Genomic DNA, 16,460 nt, shown 5'->3' with positions numbered 1-16,460 from the left:
TGGAAGGTTGGACAGTGTGCTAGAACGGATTGGCGAACGGTTATTTTTTAATAAGCTTATATCAATCTTCGTCGGCGTCCGCTGCTGCCGCTGTCGCATCGGTGGCATGCAGCTTTCGGTATTGACCTGGGGTATACCCGGTTTCCTTCTTGAACTTGCGGATGAAGTTCGGCGTATCCAAATAACCGACTCGCACAATGATATCCTTCAACGGATCGCTGGTCGTCAGCAACTGCCGGATGACTTCATCCATCCGGCGCTGCCAGATATATTGCGAGAAATTGCTGCCTGTCTTCTCTTTGAATGCGCGGCTTAAGTAGGATGAAGAGATAGAGTATTTCTGCGCGAGCTGCTCCAGGCTAAGATTGTAATTGGCATATTGCTCATCGACATGGGCAATAATTTCATCCATGAGCGAATGCTGTTCGGATTCCGTTTTCTGTTCCACTTGTTTACAGATCTTGGATGCGAGCGAGCACAGCTTCTGTTCCAGCTCCTCCAGAGACTCGAAGGAAGTCAAGTTCGGTATATCATGAACGAACTCGTCCATGCCAAGCTCTGATGCTGATTTGAGCAGCGTGTTTAAAATGTCGAAGCAGATGCAACGCAAGAGCGACACGGACAACGACTGCATTTTCACATTGGCAAAAATGGTTCCGATCATTTGCACAGCGACGATCTCATTACCGTGCTTCAAGCTTTGGACGAGCTTGAGCAGCGCATCCTTCGGTATCCAGAAGGTGTCATTAGGCGTCTGGGATAGCTTCTCGAAGTAGGTCGTACTGCCCTTGCCGTTCGCCATGCGGCACTCCAGCGCGGAAGCTGCCTCAATGTAGGATTGATCCAGCAACGCTGGACTGGGATAGCTAGTGCCGATCCCGAATGACGGGATAAGGTGAGAGCTCTCCATCACGATGACGCGCAACGCTTCGACGATCTGCTCCATCCGGTAGTTCGGCGACAGCTTGTCTTCCTCTTCCCCGTACATATTGACGATAAGCGCGATCTGATCAGACTGCGGCAGCTCGACGCCGTAAGCGTGCGCCTTATATTCTGGAATTTCCACCTCGGTCAACAATTGACTGATTTCTTGGCGATCCTGAGCCGTTTGCGGTATGCCTGGATATTCGTCCCACGCCATAGCAATGACGAAGTGATGGCTGCCAGGCAGTTCGATGCCGAACATCTCCATTAGCCGCTCCGATTCCTGATCCTCAGGTGTCCCATGCTTCAAGAGCATAAGCAGGAACTGGTTCCGCGCATACGGTTCCTGGATATCGACACGGGTGCTGTACTCGTGCAGCATCTGGCGTATCCATTCCAGCTCGTTGCGTGATTTCGCCGGAGCTGGTGTGTTGGAGTCTGTGTTCAGCTTGGCGAATTCCATCAGATCATGGATCGGATGATATTGTCTCTTGGCCAGGAGGACAGCCGCCAAAATACCGGCCAAGACCACCACGACGAAGGCAAGCAGGAAAAACGTCTGGATATGGAAGACGCGCCCGAAAAATTGATCGCTCGGCATAGCGGTCACATACGTCCAGCCGTTCAATTCGGACTTGACCGCGACGACGGAATGCGGATTGTTGTCCAACGCCAAGCTGTGGATGCCAGGGCCCAGTTCTGTCAGGACGTGCACCTCATCTGCAGGAATTGCGGTCCCATTATTGTTGCGAGCCAGAACCCGGCCGTCTTGATCGAAAATGTAGCTATTGCCATTAAAGTCATTCAGGATGGAGTCCATTAGTCCCGTAAGCTTGGATTCTTCCATTAAATACAGTACGGTTCCATGCGGATACGAGCTGTTCGGTGTAACAGGCACGAGATAAGCGAGCAACGACTTCTTGAGGTGCATGTTCGTACTCACCGAGTCCGCCGGGCGAACCGTTGGATAAGTAACCTGATTCAAATCCTTGACAATGTCTTCTCGGCTCCAATCCTCGAAGAGGTACGATTGATCGAACATCACATCTAGGCTCGTTAACCCTCGGGAGGAATAAATGACATCGTCGCCGCGGAAATACAAGAAGACCTCGTCCAGTATTGAACTATTCGCCTTGTACTTGTCCAGCGCTTGAATCGCTTCGCGCGTATAGTAAGGATGGCGCACCATATATGGAGTCAACTGATCGTCGTAGGAAATCCGGGTGGCGATATCGCGCAGTTCGGTCATGCGGGCGTCGATATTTAGCTTGACTTGGTTCAATTGATTGACATTCGATTGTTCGATTTCAGAGCGCAAGTTATTGACGGCGTTCTGATAAATGAAGAAGGTCAGCACCACCAACGGGATGAGAAAGATTAAGACATACGAGAAAATGTACGTTAACAACAGCTTCGATTTGAAGTGATTCCAATTCATTTCCGCATCCCCCTGTGTATCATAGCTGTATACAAAAAAACGGATGTGTCCGACAACTCGTCGGTATCCGATAAAGTGCGCAAAGAGGCGAGGTTGTTATAAAAACGCAACACTTTTATTGTAAACGATTGCACCTGTAAAGGGAATGGCAAGGCTTATAATCCTCTTTTATCTAATTTTAAGGTTCACTTCAGATTTCTTTAATGTAGCTCTAGTATTCTGATTATGGACCGAATGACAGATGAGTTCTTGTAAAGGAGGGTTGCCAAGCAATCGATTATTGATCTTGGACCTTGGTTAGCCGGAGTCATCCGTTGCACAAGGAAATCCGTTTCATCTTTCTCATGGTTTACAGTTTACCCCTAGAACATATATAGGCCGCATCGTCTCGGAAGCGATGCGGCCCTTTTTTTGTTTATTCATTCAACAATATTATCTTACGGGTTCCACGCTATCGATCAGCAATTTGTCTTGCAGCACCGCTATGCGCTCTTCAACCTCCGACTCCATTAATTCCTCGAGGCTGTCGCTGTATTTGCCTGTTATGCCGATGTGATACCGTCCATCCGCCTCTTTCAGATTGACCTGCAAGGCGAATTGAATGGAAGTGAGCACGCCGAACGATTCCTGTTCTTTGAACGTGTATGTTCCGTCAGATCCCTTCTGAAAGTAGGAGTCAAATATTCGCAGAGCTTGTTCCCCGCTATAATAATCCTGCAGCGAGTCCGTGAGTAATTGTTTATCTTTCTCCGTCAATGTGAGACGCTGCGAGTAACGGAGCAGTTGATTTGTCCAATTCTCCACGTCCCGCAACCATAAGAATAAGGATATTTTGTTCGATGTTTGAAGCAGTTCGCCTGCTAGCTTGTCAGGAGCCGTCACACGAAGCACATCTAAAATAGTGGCGACCGTTACGGATGTGTTCTTCTGTTCCTTCGCGCCCGTTTGCACGGAGGCACTGCACCCTGCAATAAGCAAGATTGCCATACATACCGCAATTATTTTTTTCATTCTTCATGCACCTCGGCTCTGCCGTACCCATCAGAGGACGGGAATGGCAATGTTATTCTAATGTGATTCGAACGGAATGCCTTTGGCAACTCGTTCTTCCATGCTCATGTCAAGAATCTCCTCCATGCTGTAGAACACTTCAAGTTCATTGTCGTGATCGGCTTTTTCACCGGGGGCAGTGGAGGCAGGAACGTTATTTTTATATCCAGGAAAGAAGTTAGAGATTGGATCTACTGCAGTTGAAGAATTATCTGTCAAGCAAGCTCCGCTGCATCTTCTCGTTTCGAAATGCAAATGAACCCCCTGCGCTTGGCCCGAGTTTCCCATTTCCCCCAGCTTGGCTCCCTTTGCCACATTTTTATTTGTTGATACCACGGGGGTTTTGTTCATATGTGCATATCTGGACTGATAATTTGTATTATTAATGGAATGATGAATGTAGACAACCCATCCATAACTGGTGGACCAGCCGGCTCGCGCCACTTTTCCGCCATAGAAGGCCACGATAGTGTCGCCGGCTACGCCGGCCCTTCTGCCTCCGATATCGATGCCTTTGTGAGCAGCTCCCTTAAAACCTTGTGTGATTCGGGTTGAATCAGGCACTGGCCAATTGTATGTACTCGCTGCGGATGTCGTTGCAGAAAGGGAAGCAAAACTTAATGCAATCAGTGCGAACACAGCCACAAGGTTTCTTATCATAACGAATACCTCCTTTGTAGTTAAATTTACCCATATCATAATGGGTACTGCTTGTGTCTGTATATCATTTGTTTGGCTTAAATTTATTGAATGTTTTTATCGGTGAGTAGAGAATGAAAAGTTCTCTTGATGGGTTGAAAGCATGTGGTTTTTGATGTGCTTATCGACCAGTGGACGTTTACAGCGATTGGGATTTATAGTAAGGTGTTAATAAATGAATAGGGAATATTTGTATGTAAAATTGGGGCTCGAAAGAAGGTGATGATGTGGGTTCTGAGCTGAGGCGCGTAGGTGAATTGATTCACGATCATCGGAAGAGAGCAAGATACACCTTACATCAGTTGTCAGCCTTGTCAGGTATCCCGAAAGGAACGATATCGAAAATCGAGAGAGGCGAGACGAAGCACCCTGAATTGGGCACCGTTCTGGCGTTATCATCTCCATTATCGATTTCATATGAAGATGTTGTGAATCATTATGTTGTAATGGAGAAACGAAAAAATATTTTGCATCATATGCTGTTAGAGGCCGTTCGGGTTAGCGACATGAATATCATTGCGAAGGTAGCCGATCGTTTTCTAGAATGCGACGGTGTGGATAGTTATGACTTAGTAGAGGAACTCTACAACATAACCGGTTCGGTGACTGATGAAATGATCAAACTTGGTTTATTTGAAATTATCGCCAAATATGCCAGAGAGCACGGAATACAACCTTTTGTGGCGAAAGCTTTATTCCAAAAGTACTTGATTGAACGAAATGATTTCAGCAAACTGGATCTTACTTTTCAAGCCGGAACATATTTATTACTTTACGTCAATTTTTTATCGGAAGAAGAGAAGGTACTGTTACATTTCAAACTAGGTTTTAATGCTTACGCGCTGCAACTTTATGAGAAGTGCATCCATCTGTGTACTTATATCATTAAAGGGAATGATGGCGATCGTCTCACGAAAGCGCGTGCCCTGCTTCTTATTTGCAATTCATATTACTATTTAGGCGATTACTTTTTGGCGGAGCAGTATCTGTATGAATGTAAAAAGTACCCTTTCGCAGAAATACAAGAAAATGTTAAACTCACTGGTGCTTGTATACTGGGTAGAAAGGGAAATAGTGAGCAGGCCATATTACAACTTAAAATATGTTTAGATCAATCCTCACCAAATACTGCAATTCATGTTGTTAACGAACTTCTCGAACTATACCTCCAGAATAAAGATACCGAAGTAATAGAACACTTGATAGGAGATGAAACTCGAATACTGAACGCTCATTATTATACACCGTTTAAAAAATCAGAGTTGGCTTTATATTTTAAATTAAAAGCCGGTTATTTCATATTAATAAAGCAATATGAAGATGCAATTGATTGCTATATGTTAAGCGCACTGCATTATGTAGATGTAGATGCCCGTATCAGAGCGAATGATTGTTTCAATTTAATCGTATTTATATTGCCCATATGGGCACGGCAACAGGTGGTGCGTCATCCATTTAGGGGGAGGGCAGTAATCTTTGATTACTGTCACTTCCTTTTTTGTTCTCTTATTTAAGTCAGAAAATGTCTAAGTTACAAAGAAAATGTCGAAAGGTTTTGTGAATGGAAAATTGTGGCGAATAGACGAAACCTATTTCAAGGTTATTACACAATCAACAGATTACGAGGTTATCAAGAATATGAATTCATCTAAGTGATTCACTTAAGAAAGGTGGGTATGATTATTTCAAATCATATTCCCAATGAAGAGGAATCTATAATTGTTCATAAAATTGAAGAGCTGCGCCAACACTTAATAAATGCAGTATTAGATATCAACAGTTTCAATGATGAGTATGTTATTGAACTTAGTCAAGAGCTTGATACATACATCTTACAGCTTCAAAAAAAGAATTACTCTCTTAGACTAAAAGATAAGAGAAAAGCAGGACCTTAATCTGTAGTGAAATGAGGAAAGCAGATGTATACACTGAGAAGAAAAGATATATCTCCTTTTGTTCCTTAGTGTATTAGCATTTATACGGTATTGGTACGAATCAGAAAAGAAGAAGTTGTATATTTTATTCATCATGGGCATTGCGAAAAATAAAATTATTCAACAGTTATTCTGTCAAGTCTTCATGTATATTACTGTCCCGGGAGTTATGATGTGTTTATTCATTTCTATTTTTGATTCCGGATCATTTTTTAAACAAATGATATGGATCGTCATTCTTTTTCTGATTAGCGCCTGGTCTTTGTTAAGCCTGTTTCTCAGAGCTGCTTCTTCATCAAAAGGTGGTGCAATCAGCAAATGATCCTAAACGAACTGAAAATTTATTTAAAAAAGCATAAATTATTAACGATGGCTCTTTATCTTCAGCTTACTTTATTTTTTATCATTATAGGAACCTTCATTTCTTTTATCGAACAGCTTAATTACGAAAGTAATGGCCTTCAACAGATCTATGAAGGAAAGTCCATCTATCAATTGCTTGATGGTTATTATGATGGCGAAGAGTACCAGAATTTTGTTAGCCAACCGGGTTATCTCGAACGATTAAAAAGCTATTACAATGAATTAGATCATACAAATGATTTTGACTATCTAGCTATGTTCAATCACCATATCCTATTAAAGGATAATGGGCTACCTAATGAGTTTATTGAGGGTTATGAGCAAGGCAACAGGAAGTACCAGACAAAGATAGAAAATGCTACATTTACCGCTGTTAAATCGTTTCAAATGAATAAGCAGGCACTTGACTTTTTTGGCTTAGTTGCAGCAGAAGGAACGACTTGGAGTGAACATGATTTTAAGGGTTTCGAGGATACTGTACCAGTATTGTTGGGAGCTTCCTATCGAAATGTGCTTCACATTGGCGATGAAACTACTATCAATTTTTATAATAAGTCATTTAATATCAGAATTATTGGATTTTTGAAGGAAAACAGTAAGCTTTACTTTAATAATGATACGGAGTTTTACTTGGACAAATATATCCTGCTTCCTTATAGAGAGTATGATAATAAGCCTACTTCGGAAGTAGATGAATTATTCCAACAAGCTGTCTATTTTGCTATGATAAATGGCTACATTGTAACAGACAATGACCCATCAAGTAGCCAATCAATGATGCAGCGAATTAACGCGATTGCTCAAAAATCATCTATTGGAAGTTATTCTTTTATCGGTCTGAATCCACATTTCCTAAAATACAGGGGTTTAATGACCGTTTTACAAGAAGATAAAACCTTAGTCCAAACTGTATTTCTCTCTACAGCTCTATTAAATTTAATTATTATCATTATCATTTTATTTCTACAACAGAAAAAGAGATTATCATTTTTCGCCATTCATTATATCAATGGGGCTACTAAAGTTGGACTTATAAAAATGCAGTGGATCGAAATATTTAGTATTATACTGGCTGCTTATGTAACAAGCTTCATTGTTCTAGATCAGATTCTTAAAATCGGTGATTTTCAGACACAGTTTATTATGTTTTTAATTTGTATCTCTATGAGTATTATCATTTGCCTCTTGCTGGCGAGTAAGCTTTTGTTCCGCCCAATTATGAAAGATATCAATATCGGGGATTAAGGAGGTAAAAACCAATACGATGATTGAACTCGCAGGAATAAAAAAAAGATTTATGGATGGGAAACAGTATACGAACATCTTAGAGAATGTAAATATTCAAATCCATCAAGGAGAATCTATCGCTATTAAGGGTAAGAGCGGTTGTGGGAAATCTACTTTACTCAATATTTTAGCAGGCCTGCTTCCATTCGAAGAAGGTGATATGCTTTTTAACGGAACCAATATTTCACGGTTTACAGCAAAGCAACTGGCAGAATACAGAAGGAATCACGTTGCTTATATAACGCAAAAGTTCCACTTACTAGATGATCGAAATGTTTTCGATAATATTGCACTGCCACTGCAATATCTCAGGATACCTAGAGGAGAAATAAAAAGTAGGGTTGAAGAAGTTTTGCATGATTTGGATATGGAAAGTCACATCAAAAAAGACATAGCATCTTTATCAGGTGGAGAACGTCAGCGAGTAGCAATAGCCCGTGCCATAGTTAAAGAACCTTCAATATTACTAGCTGATGAACCTACTGGTTCATTGGATGAGGTAACCGAAGAATCTATATTAAGGATATTCAATGCCCTTCATCAGAACGGAATGACAATGGTGATCGTTACTCACGATGATACTGTTTCAAGTCAATGTCAACATATATATGAGCTTCACCATAAGAGACTGCATCTTGTGAATTAGTCGTACTACATATCATAAGAAGCAACAAGAAAATTGTATCAAAAAGTGGCTGGATAGACTCACAATAAAGAAGTAAAAAAAGATCGAACTCGTTAAGGGACTGACCCCATAACGTGAGACAAATTAAAACATCTTCGAGAGAATGCGACCGTGTCGTAAGATATGGAGACAACCTTGGAGGTGTTTTTGCGTTGGCAACAAGCCCACTGGAAGTGAAAATGCAGGCGATCAAGATGAGATTGGCAGGTGTTCCGGTACGAGAAGTCATGGATCAGCTCGGAATACGAAATGTGACACAGTTGAAAGTTTGGATGGCGTGATATCGAAAAGGTGAACTCCACAGACTGGAGCCAGGGAAACCTCGCGTATGGTTTGAAGAGGAGGGGCTAAAAAAAGTCCTTTTACTCTGGGCTTAATTTATTCAGTATGACTTTTATTTTATCTAAATCAAAATTATTTTCTATTGTATAATGATTTATTATATTTTTTTTATCCCTGTAATTAATTATTGTTATTTGACTTTTATCGTCGCTCAGAGCCAACAGATACCTTCTTTCACCTTGTACTCTTACATCTATCCAAATTTCTTTATCAGTAGTATTTTTACCTCTCTTCAAATTCATTTCAGACAATATCTCCAAAATTCGGTTGATATCCTTTTTGTCTTTTGTGATTATTTCATTCTCGTTAGAGGAAAAATAAAATTCTAAAGATGAAACTTTTTTGTCTTCTATATTATCCATAATTTCTTTCTTAAAAGTAGTTCTAGGATCCATTAAGTTTTGAATATCCTGAAAATTTAAGATAATGACCGTACCAATTAGTGTACAAACACATATAAGTAAACGACGTATCATAAAAAACCTCCATAACTTGTAATTAAAGTTTAACGAAATGATATTCCCCCTCTTCAAAGCCGATAGTATTTTTACGGGTAGATACCTTATAGTTTCGATACGGTAATATAAAAATCCTCCAGAAAAACCAATAAACAAGTAAAAATACCGTTTCTTGGCCTTGCTTGTTATTGTTCATGCTTTTATTTAGTTCAGTTAAACTTTGTATTGTCTGCTGTAGGGAATCAATTTTCTTTTCAAAAGTAAAATTGTTTCATTATTCATGCAACGGAAACATGACTTGTTTCATGGAAAAAGGGACGTTTCTCATTTAGTTTTCACGGAAATATAGCTTAAAATAAATTAACTCTTTTCATTTATGTCGATGTGTGGTTTAATGTGAATGAAACATGTTTCATTTATTTCAGATTTCTGTTTCATGGCAATGTAGGGGGTATTTCGTGGCCAATATGAAGGATGTCGCAAAATTGGCTGGTGTATCTCCAGCAACTGTATCAAGAGTATTGTCGAATAAAGGCAACACATCGCAAGAAACACGGGCTAAAGTCCAAAAGGCGATACGGGAGACGAATTATGTGCCTCCTGCGGGCGCAAAGCCTGCGTCTACCAACAGCAGGACCATCTGCTTAACCATCGCAAGGAACTCGATGGACATTTTCGGGAACCCGTTCTTTGACAGTGTGCTGTACGGGCTATCGAGTGCAGTCGAACAGCATAACATGGATTTGCAGTTTGCTGTGTTTCATTGTGTGGAGCAGCAGATACAGAAATGCTTGCGATTGTACAAGCAACAGAAGGTAGACGGATTCATATTGACCGGGGTGCTATCTATCGACAAGGAGAAGCTGTTGAAAGCGCTTCATGAGGAGCATATTCCCTTCGTGCTAATCGGACGCACGTTCCATCACGAGGTGTTCTCCGTGCATAACGACAATATGCGAGACGGATATATGGCTGCCAGACATCTTATTGAAGCAGGGTACCGGAATATCGTCGTATTTACACAAGATACGCAGCTGGACGTATTTGGGGCGCGAATTTCCGGTTACAGACAAGCCGTGCAGCAATTCGGGCTGGACGTCGGCCCTAATCGTATCGTTCAAGTCGGTGCGGAAGAAGACGACATTATGGAAGCGCTGCAGCACTTGCTGGATGAAGGAATTGCCTTCGATAGCGTTATGGCGACAGATAGCGTGATGTCGCTCAGCGTATTGAAGTTCTGCCAGCTTAAAGGATTGCGCGTGCCGGAAGATGTGGGGATTCTCGGATTTAATGATGCGCCATATCTAGTCAAAGTGTCTCCGACGCTAAGCTGTGTGGAGATGAATGGGGCTAGCTTGGGAGCGGAAGCATTCCATTTATTGAATGAGATTATTGATCAGCCTCAAGCGATGAGCCTTAAAAAAAATGTAACGCTGCCGTCAGAATTAGTTGTTCGCCAATCGACCGACAGGTACGAATTCAAGGGCGAATAAGGCACAGCCGACATAAGAGCAAAGGTGTTCGGCAGCAGATGTAAGCGGAAATATAAAGTAATTGAAGTTAGCAAGGGAGCGATTATGGAACTTTATCTTGTGCGGCACGGGCAGTCGGTCGGCAATACGATGCCGGACCGGGATATGCCTGATTCGCCTCTAACAGAGCGTGGCCTCGTACAAGCCGGACACGCGGCGATGTATTTACGAGACAGAGGCATTACCGCCATATTCGCCAGTCCGTTAATTCGGGCGATGCAGTCGGCGCAGCCTCTGGCCCAAATGCTTCATTTGCCGGTTCAGGTACGGAAGGAATTATACGAAGTGAGAGAAGGCGACCTGTACATGGGGCCTTCACTGGAATCGTTACTGGACTACGTTCCGGAAGCGACATTCCAGGACACGATAGAGAAAGACGGATGGGTGTATCCGGGAGGAGACTATCACGAGCTCGTCGTACAGCGTGCGCGCGAAGTGCTGCGGCAGCTGCGAATGTGCGGCGAGGAGCGGATTGCGGTATTCTGCCATGGGAACTTCAACGAGTATTTGATTCGTGAGGCGTTAGGTATCGCTTCATCGGCGCATATTCGATTCCCCCAAGCGAATACGGGTATGAACCATATCATTTTCCGTGAGTATGCAACAGAGCTAATCAAGTTGAATGATACGACTCACCTTGAAGCCGGTCAACTATCCTATCAACAGAGCAGCGTATAAAAAGAGAGCTGCCCGCCAAGCGGATGATGATTTCAATGAAGAGGAGAACATCTTACTATGCACTTATATGTAATTCGACATGCGCAATCGACGATGAATATTGGACAGGGAGGCGGACCGAACTGCAGCTTGTCGGAATTAGGGCGATGGCAGGCGGATCAAATCCCGCCCTTTTTCGCAGATATTCCATTGCAGGCTATCTTCTGCAGCCCGTTGCGCAGAGTGATTCAGACGGCGACACCGCTCGCCAAGGCCAAAGGCTTGGACATCGTGCTTATTCCCGAAATGTCTGAAATTTTCAATGAGGAATGGAAAGACTATCGCGATTATGATTGGGAAAGCTGTGAGCAAGTGCTAACGGAATTCCCGCATGTGCAATTTGCAGACTACCAAGATGTAAAGCAAAAGTGGTGGCCGACTTGGCCGGAAAATCATGCAATTGTACGAAAGCGCGTACAAAAGTTTTTCGATGCGAAGCTCAAGGCTTACTGCGGAACGGAAGCGCATATTGCCGTATTCGGACATGGCCAGACGACTGCAGATATGAAACAAATCGCCAATCCAGGCGACACCTATCCCGTGTACAATGCGGGTGTTGTGCAATTTATTCTTGATTCGGAAGGCAAATGTGAATCGGTAACGTTGCATAAAGACCACCTCGGTCAGCACGTGTACGAATAAAAAACGACATTCATTTCAAGGGGGACAACTAAATCATGGCTAAGAAAATGGTATTGCTGCTGCTCTCATTGTCTGTCATCTTGTCACTTACTGCTTGCGGTCCGAAGCGCGACGCTGAACAAGCGAAGCCGAATGCGGACACGAATCAGCAGCAACAGGAAGGCGACATGCCTGCAAAACCGGACAAGCTTAAAGTATGGGGGGCGGAAAATGAGCCCGAATTAAAATCGCTGCGGGCCATTACGGCGAAGTTCACGGAGAAGACCGGCATTGAGGTCGAGGTCATTCCGTTCAACCCGCGCCAACAAGCGAAAGCCTTTTCACTCGATGGTCCTTCAGGCCGTGGTCCTGACTTATGGAGCGCAACGCATAATTCGATGGGCCGCAATGTTCTGCAAGGCTTGGCTGAGCCATTCAAAATCAGTGAGGAGCAAATTAGCCAGTATTCTCCAGAAGCTATTCAAGCTGTTACGGTGGATGGCCAAATTTATAACATGCCGATGGTTGTCGAAACGACAGCATTGTTCTATAACAAGGAGCTGATGCCGAAAGCTCCTGAAACGTGGGAAGAGTTGGAGAAATTCGCGGTTGAGTTTACGGATGCGTCGCAAGATAAATACGGCTTCTTATTCGATGCAACGAATTTTTACTACTCTAACATGTTCTTACAAGGCAATGGCGGTTACATTTTCGGATATGACAAGGATAAAGGTTACGACGTCGATGATATCGGATTGAATAATGAAGGCTCCGTAAAAGGTGCAGAGCTGGTGAAGTCATGGTTCGAAAAAGGGCTCATCCCGGCATCGATAAATGGAGACGTCCTTGATGGATTATTCAAGGAAGGGAAAGTAGCAGCCGTCATCTCGGTTCCATCGTCGATCAAGAACTATGAAGATGCGCTTGGAGACAAGCTTGGCGCAGTTCCGCTGCCGAAGCTGGCCAACGGCCAACGTCCTCCTTCTTTCCTCGGTGTGAAAGGTCTGGTGCTGTCTCCTTTCTCCAATCATAAAGAATGGGCTACCGAACTGGCCTTGTTCATTACGAACGATGAAAACGGGGCGAGCCACTTCCAAGCTGCTGGTGAAATCCCAGCGCGTCCTGGCATTCTTGAAAGCGATTTAGTAACGAAGCATCCGTATTTCTCGGCGGTTGCGGAGCAAGCGAAATACGCTACGCCGACACCGAACAATCCGGAAATCTCCCAAACATGGGAACCTATGAAAAATGCGCTCGTCTTCTTGACGAAGGGACAGAACACCAAAGAGGTGTTGGATGAAGCAGTCGTTCAGATTAAAGAACAAATCGCCATTAATAATGCAAATAAATAGGACGTAATGTCGAGTTGGGATACTCTTGCGTATCCCAACCCGCATCATGACGCTGCAACGGATGTAAATGAGGAGGCTTGATTAGATTGGGAGAACAACATGCGCGAACCGACAAGCCGCAAATAAGCAAACATAATCCGAAATTGGCGATGCTGCTATCCATCATTCCGGGATTGGGGCAATTGTATAACCGAAGATATATGAAAGGTTCTCTATTTTTGGTTTTATTTTTGTCGTTTCTGGTCGCATTCGCCGATTTTTTGAATATTGGTTACTGGGGGTTATATACGCTGGGAACGATTCAAGGTGTTGATGATTCCCGGTCACTGATTATTCAAGGCATCATCTCCGTTATATTGACGGTGTTTCTCATCCTGTTTTATTGGATCAACCTAACCGATGCGCGGAACGAAGCCCGCAAGATTCGCGAGGGCTGGAGGATTACCTCGATTCGTGAAGGATTTAAGCAAGCATGGGATAGAGGGGTTCCGTACGTGCTCGTGGGACCGGGGATTTTCATGATAATTTTCGTGCTTATTTTGCCGCTATTGTTCATGGTTTCTTTGGCGTTCACGAACTATAACATTTATAACTCGCCCCCTCGCTTTCTATTGGATTGGGTAGGACTAGACAATTTCAAAAATATTTTTGCGGTTCCGATTTGGCGGAATACGTTTTTCTCGGTCCTATCTTGGACGATCGTGTGGACGTTTGTAGCGACGACGCTGCAGATTTCGCTGGCGCTGTTCTTAGCGGTCATCGTTAATGACAAGCGCGTGAGATTTAAAAAGTTTATTCGGACGATGCTCATTTTGCCGTGGGCGGTGCCCGCATTCGTCTCCATTCTCGTGTTTGCCGCCATGTTCAACGATCAATTCGGAGCGATTAACCGGCAAATACTGGCCCCGTTCGGCTTATCGATTCCGTGGATGTCTGATCCGCTATGGACGAAAGTTGCGATTATTATCGTGCAAGTATGGCTAGGCTTCAGCTTTGTGTTCGCCTTGTTTACAGGTGTGCTGCAAAGTATTTCGAGTGACTGGTATGAGGCTGCAGAGGTCGACGGAGCAACCAAATGGCAGAGATTCCGCTTTATTACGCTTCCACACGTCTTGTTCGCGACTGCGCCGCTTCTCATTATGCAATATACAGGCAATTTCAATAACTTCAACCTGATTTACTTGTTCAACCAAGGTGGACCTCCGGTTCGCGGCCAGACGGCAGGTTCGACGGATATCGTTATCTCGTGGGTATACAAGCTTACTTTTGAAACGTTGAATTATAATATGGCTGCGGTCATATCCATTATCCTTGGTCTGATTGTGGCGACAGTCGCCTTTTTCCAATTTAGGAAGACTCGTTCGTTCAAGGAGGAGGGTAACGTCTAATGAGTGCGAAATGGAAATCAAGACTGGAGCTTACCGGGATATATACATTCATTCTGTTCATGTTTATCGTCATTATGTATCCGCTTATATGGGCTTTAGGTGTCTCGCTTAATCCAGGTACAAGCTTATACAGCGCCAAGATTATACCGGAAAATTGGTCGCTTGAACATTATTCGTGGCTCTTCATGGACCCTAGCAGCCAGTATGCGCTGTGGTACAAAAATACGCTCATTGTGGCTAGCTGGAAAACCGTGCTGTCGCTCATCGTGACGACATTTTTAGCGTATGCGTTCTCCCGTTATAATTTCAAAGGGCGCAAGCATGGCTTGTATGCGATCTTGTTGATCAAAATGTTCCCAGTGCTTATGGGGATGGTCGCGCTATACATTTTGCTGAACATTTTGGGACTGCTGGATACGTTGGCAGGCTTAATCTTGATTTACGTCGGGTCGTCGATTCCGATGCATGCGTTTTTGATTAAAGGTTATTTCGACACGATACCGCGTGACTTGGATGAATCTGCGAAAATTGACGGCGCAGGGCATTTCCGAATCTTCTTCCAAATTATTTTGCCGCTGGCAAAACCGATTTTGGCTGTCGTCGCCTTGTTTAATTTTATGACGCCGTTTATGGACTTTTTGCTGCCGCGCATCGTCATTCGCAGTTCGGAAAACTATACGCTTGCCGTTGGCTTGTTCAATCTGGTCAATCAGGAATTCAGCAACAACTTTACCCGTTTTGCCGCGGGATCCATGCTGATTGCGATTCCGATTGCTGCCGTATTCTTGTTCCTGCAGCGGTTCCTCATTTCCGGCTTGACGGCGGGCGCGACGAAGACCTAACAGATATTAGGCTGGCATTAGGATTGGCGGGAGAAAGGGGGAGATGGGGTGGCAAGCCCTTGGATCGCGGATCCAGCAAGCATATGCTTACGGCTTATTCTCTCGCTTGTGCTCGGAGGAATTATCGGTTTTGAGAGAGAGTTGAATCAGCACGCCGCTGGATTCCGCACCAATATATTGGTATGCATCGGTTCTACACTCATTATGCTGCTGTCCATCTATGGCTTTAACACCTTCGTCGATGAACCGAATGTCCGGCTCGATCCGGCTCGTCTTGCTGCGCAGGTCATTAGCGGCATCGGGTTTCTCGGCGCTGGAACGATCATTCGTACAGGAACCTCGGTAAAAGGGTTGACGACAGCGGCAACGCTCTGGGTGATGGCCGCGATTGGCTTGGCGGTGGGTGCGGGATTTTATTTTCCGGCAATTTTGACGTGCGGGCTCGTCTTTGTCTCCTTACAAGTGCTGAACAAGGTAGAACTTCGGTATCTCGTGGCGAATAAAGCCCATTCGGTCCACATTATTTCTGCTGGCGGCACCGAGACGCTAGGCACGATATCGGAGCAATTGCTCGGCGAACGGATAGAGATTAAGAAGTTGAACGTGGAAGATGGCACAGTGGACGCCGCTGCAGCGCGGGAAGAGATAGAGCCGCTGCCGCCGTTGCACATTACGATGACGGTCGTGCTTCCTAAGCAAACCCCGATTTGCAAGTTTGTCGAACGGCTGAAAGCGATACCGAGTGTGAAGGCGGTCAAGGTCGATTGAACAAATGATGAGGAGAGTGGGAGTGGGAGGATTCGATGCAGGTGTTCGTGATCGATTGAT

General features: G+C 44.1%; 16 protein-coding genes. 12 read left to right on the top strand and 4 right to left on the bottom strand.

Translation table 11 applies throughout. The annotated features are described in order from the left end of the window. Positions 1–61: 61 nt before the first annotated feature. The 3 genes from M3650_RS12445 to M3650_RS12435 all read right to left on the bottom strand — a co-directional run bounded on the left by M3650_RS12445 (position 62) and on the right by M3650_RS12435 (position 4,072). Positions 62–2,362: a helix-turn-helix domain-containing protein gene (locus tag M3650_RS12445; protein WP_251575105.1), complete on the bottom strand. Its 2,301-nt coding sequence runs from the start codon at positions 2,360–2,362 to the stop codon at positions 62–64. Positions 2,363–2,794: 432 nt separating this feature from the next. Then, positions 2,795–3,373 (bottom strand): hypothetical protein, encoded by a 579-nt coding sequence (locus tag M3650_RS12440; protein ID WP_251575103.1) that lies wholly within the window; start codon positions 3,371–3,373, stop codon positions 2,795–2,797. 57 nt (positions 3,374–3,430) lie between these two features. Next, positions 3,431–4,072 (bottom strand): M23 family metallopeptidase, encoded by a 642-nt coding sequence (locus M3650_RS12435; RefSeq protein WP_251575102.1) that lies wholly within the window; start codon positions 4,070–4,072, stop codon positions 3,431–3,433. A 266-nt stretch (positions 4,073–4,338) separates the two neighbouring features. Between M3650_RS12435 and M3650_RS12430 the strand changes: the two genes are divergently transcribed. The 5 genes from M3650_RS12430 to M3650_RS31955 all read left to right on the top strand — a co-directional run bounded on the left by M3650_RS12430 (position 4,339) and on the right by M3650_RS31955 (position 8,661). Next, positions 4,339–5,625: a helix-turn-helix domain-containing protein gene (locus tag M3650_RS12430; RefSeq protein WP_251575101.1), complete on the top strand. Its 1,287-nt coding sequence runs from the start codon at positions 4,339–4,341 to the stop codon at positions 5,623–5,625. Between the two features lie 162 nt (positions 5,626–5,787). Beyond that, positions 5,788–6,006: an aspartyl-phosphate phosphatase Spo0E family protein gene (locus M3650_RS12425; protein ID WP_251575190.1), complete on the top strand. Its 219-nt coding sequence runs from the start codon at positions 5,788–5,790 to the stop codon at positions 6,004–6,006. Positions 6,007–6,363: 357 nt separating this feature from the next. Continuing rightward, positions 6,364–7,653: a hypothetical protein gene (locus M3650_RS12420; RefSeq protein WP_251575099.1), complete on the top strand. Its 1,290-nt coding sequence runs from the start codon at positions 6,364–6,366 to the stop codon at positions 7,651–7,653. 19 nt (positions 7,654–7,672) lie between these two features. Continuing rightward, a complete protein-coding gene (locus M3650_RS12415) occupies positions 7,673–8,341 on the top strand; it encodes an ABC transporter ATP-binding protein (protein WP_251575098.1) in 669 nt (222 codons plus the stop codon). A 191-nt stretch (positions 8,342–8,532) separates the two neighbouring features. Beyond that, on the top strand, positions 8,533–8,661 hold the full coding sequence (locus M3650_RS31955) for a hypothetical protein (protein ID WP_285848428.1): 129 nt from the start codon (positions 8,533–8,535) through the stop codon (positions 8,659–8,661). Between the two features lie 81 nt (positions 8,662–8,742). Here the strand turns inward: M3650_RS31955 and M3650_RS12410 are convergent, their stop codons facing one another. Then, complete coding sequence (locus M3650_RS12410) at positions 8,743–9,198, bottom strand: hypothetical protein (RefSeq protein ID WP_251575097.1); 456 nt, start codon at positions 9,196–9,198, stop codon at positions 8,743–8,745. Between the two features lie 449 nt (positions 9,199–9,647). Between M3650_RS12410 and M3650_RS12405 the strand changes: the two genes are divergently transcribed. The 7 genes from M3650_RS12405 to M3650_RS12375 all read left to right on the top strand — a co-directional run bounded on the left by M3650_RS12405 (position 9,648) and on the right by M3650_RS12375 (position 16,400). Then, positions 9,648–10,673, top strand: a complete 1,026-nt coding sequence (locus M3650_RS12405) for a LacI family DNA-binding transcriptional regulator (RefSeq protein ID WP_251575188.1) — start codon at positions 9,648–9,650, stop codon at positions 10,671–10,673. An 84-nt stretch (positions 10,674–10,757) separates the two neighbouring features. After that, positions 10,758–11,390, top strand: coding sequence for a histidine phosphatase family protein (locus M3650_RS12400; protein ID WP_251575096.1), 633 nt, complete (start codon positions 10,758–10,760; stop codon positions 11,388–11,390). Between the two features lie 57 nt (positions 11,391–11,447). Next, positions 11,448–12,071 carry a histidine phosphatase family protein gene (locus M3650_RS12395; protein WP_233695612.1) on the top strand — a complete coding sequence of 208 codons (624 nt, stop codon included), beginning with the start codon at positions 11,448–11,450 and terminating at the stop codon, positions 12,069–12,071. A gap of 35 nt (positions 12,072–12,106) precedes the next feature. After that, the gene (locus tag M3650_RS12390) at positions 12,107–13,402 is read left to right on the top strand and encodes an extracellular solute-binding protein (RefSeq protein ID WP_251575095.1); all 1,296 of its coding nucleotides are present in this window, start codon (positions 12,107–12,109) and stop codon (positions 13,400–13,402) included. Positions 13,403–13,488: 86 nt separating this feature from the next. After that, positions 13,489–14,790 (top strand): carbohydrate ABC transporter permease, encoded by a 1,302-nt coding sequence (locus M3650_RS12385; protein ID WP_285848427.1) that lies wholly within the window; start codon positions 13,489–13,491, stop codon positions 14,788–14,790. Next, a complete protein-coding gene (locus M3650_RS12380; protein ID WP_019421998.1) occupies positions 14,790–15,632 on the top strand; it encodes a sugar ABC transporter permease in 843 nt (280 codons plus the stop codon). The genes M3650_RS12385 and M3650_RS12380 overlap by 1 nt, the downstream gene beginning before the upstream one ends. A gap of 48 nt (positions 15,633–15,680) precedes the next feature. Next, positions 15,681–16,400: an MgtC/SapB family protein gene (locus M3650_RS12375; RefSeq protein WP_251575094.1), complete on the top strand. Its 720-nt coding sequence runs from the start codon at positions 15,681–15,683 to the stop codon at positions 16,398–16,400. The last annotated feature ends 60 nt before the right edge of the window (positions 16,401–16,460 follow it).

The organism is Paenibacillus sp. MER TA 81-3 (assembly GCF_023713585.1).
GTDB lineage: Bacteria > Bacillota > Bacilli > Paenibacillales > Paenibacillaceae > Paenibacillus_B > Paenibacillus_B profundus.
The sequence above is the reverse complement of the archived record's forward strand: the minus strand, read 5'-3'. Positions and strand labels throughout refer to the sequence as shown.

Coding starts and splice junctions, on each gene's coding strand:
- M3650_RS12435 (WP_251575102.1), bottom strand. CDS start 4,072: ATGATAAGAAACCTTGTGGCTGTGTTCGCACTGATTGCATTAAGTTTT.
- M3650_RS12395 (WP_233695612.1), top strand. CDS start 11,448: ATGCACTTATATGTAATTCGACATGCGCAATCGACGATGAATATTGGA.
- M3650_RS12405 (WP_251575188.1), top strand. CDS start 9,648: ATGAAGGATGTCGCAAAATTGGCTGGTGTATCTCCAGCAACTGTATCA.
- M3650_RS12425 (WP_251575190.1), top strand. CDS start 5,788: ATGATTATTTCAAATCATATTCCCAATGAAGAGGAATCTATAATTGTT.
- M3650_RS12410 (WP_251575097.1), bottom strand. CDS start 9,198: ATGATACGTCGTTTACTTATATGTGTTTGTACACTAATTGGTACGGTC.
- M3650_RS12400 (WP_251575096.1), top strand. CDS start 10,758: ATGGAACTTTATCTTGTGCGGCACGGGCAGTCGGTCGGCAATACGATG.
- M3650_RS12415 (WP_251575098.1), top strand. CDS start 7,673: ATGATTGAACTCGCAGGAATAAAAAAAAGATTTATGGATGGGAAACAG.
- M3650_RS12420 (WP_251575099.1), top strand. CDS start 6,364: ATGATCCTAAACGAACTGAAAATTTATTTAAAAAAGCATAAATTATTA.
- M3650_RS12380 (WP_019421998.1), top strand. CDS start 14,790: ATGAGTGCGAAATGGAAATCAAGACTGGAGCTTACCGGGATATATACA.
- M3650_RS12440 (WP_251575103.1), bottom strand. CDS start 3,373: ATGAAAAAAATAATTGCGGTATGTATGGCAATCTTGCTTATTGCAGGG.
- M3650_RS12390 (WP_251575095.1), top strand. CDS start 12,107: ATGGCTAAGAAAATGGTATTGCTGCTGCTCTCATTGTCTGTCATCTTG.
- M3650_RS12445 (WP_251575105.1), bottom strand. CDS start 2,362: ATGAATTGGAATCACTTCAAATCGAAGCTGTTGTTAACGTACATTTTC.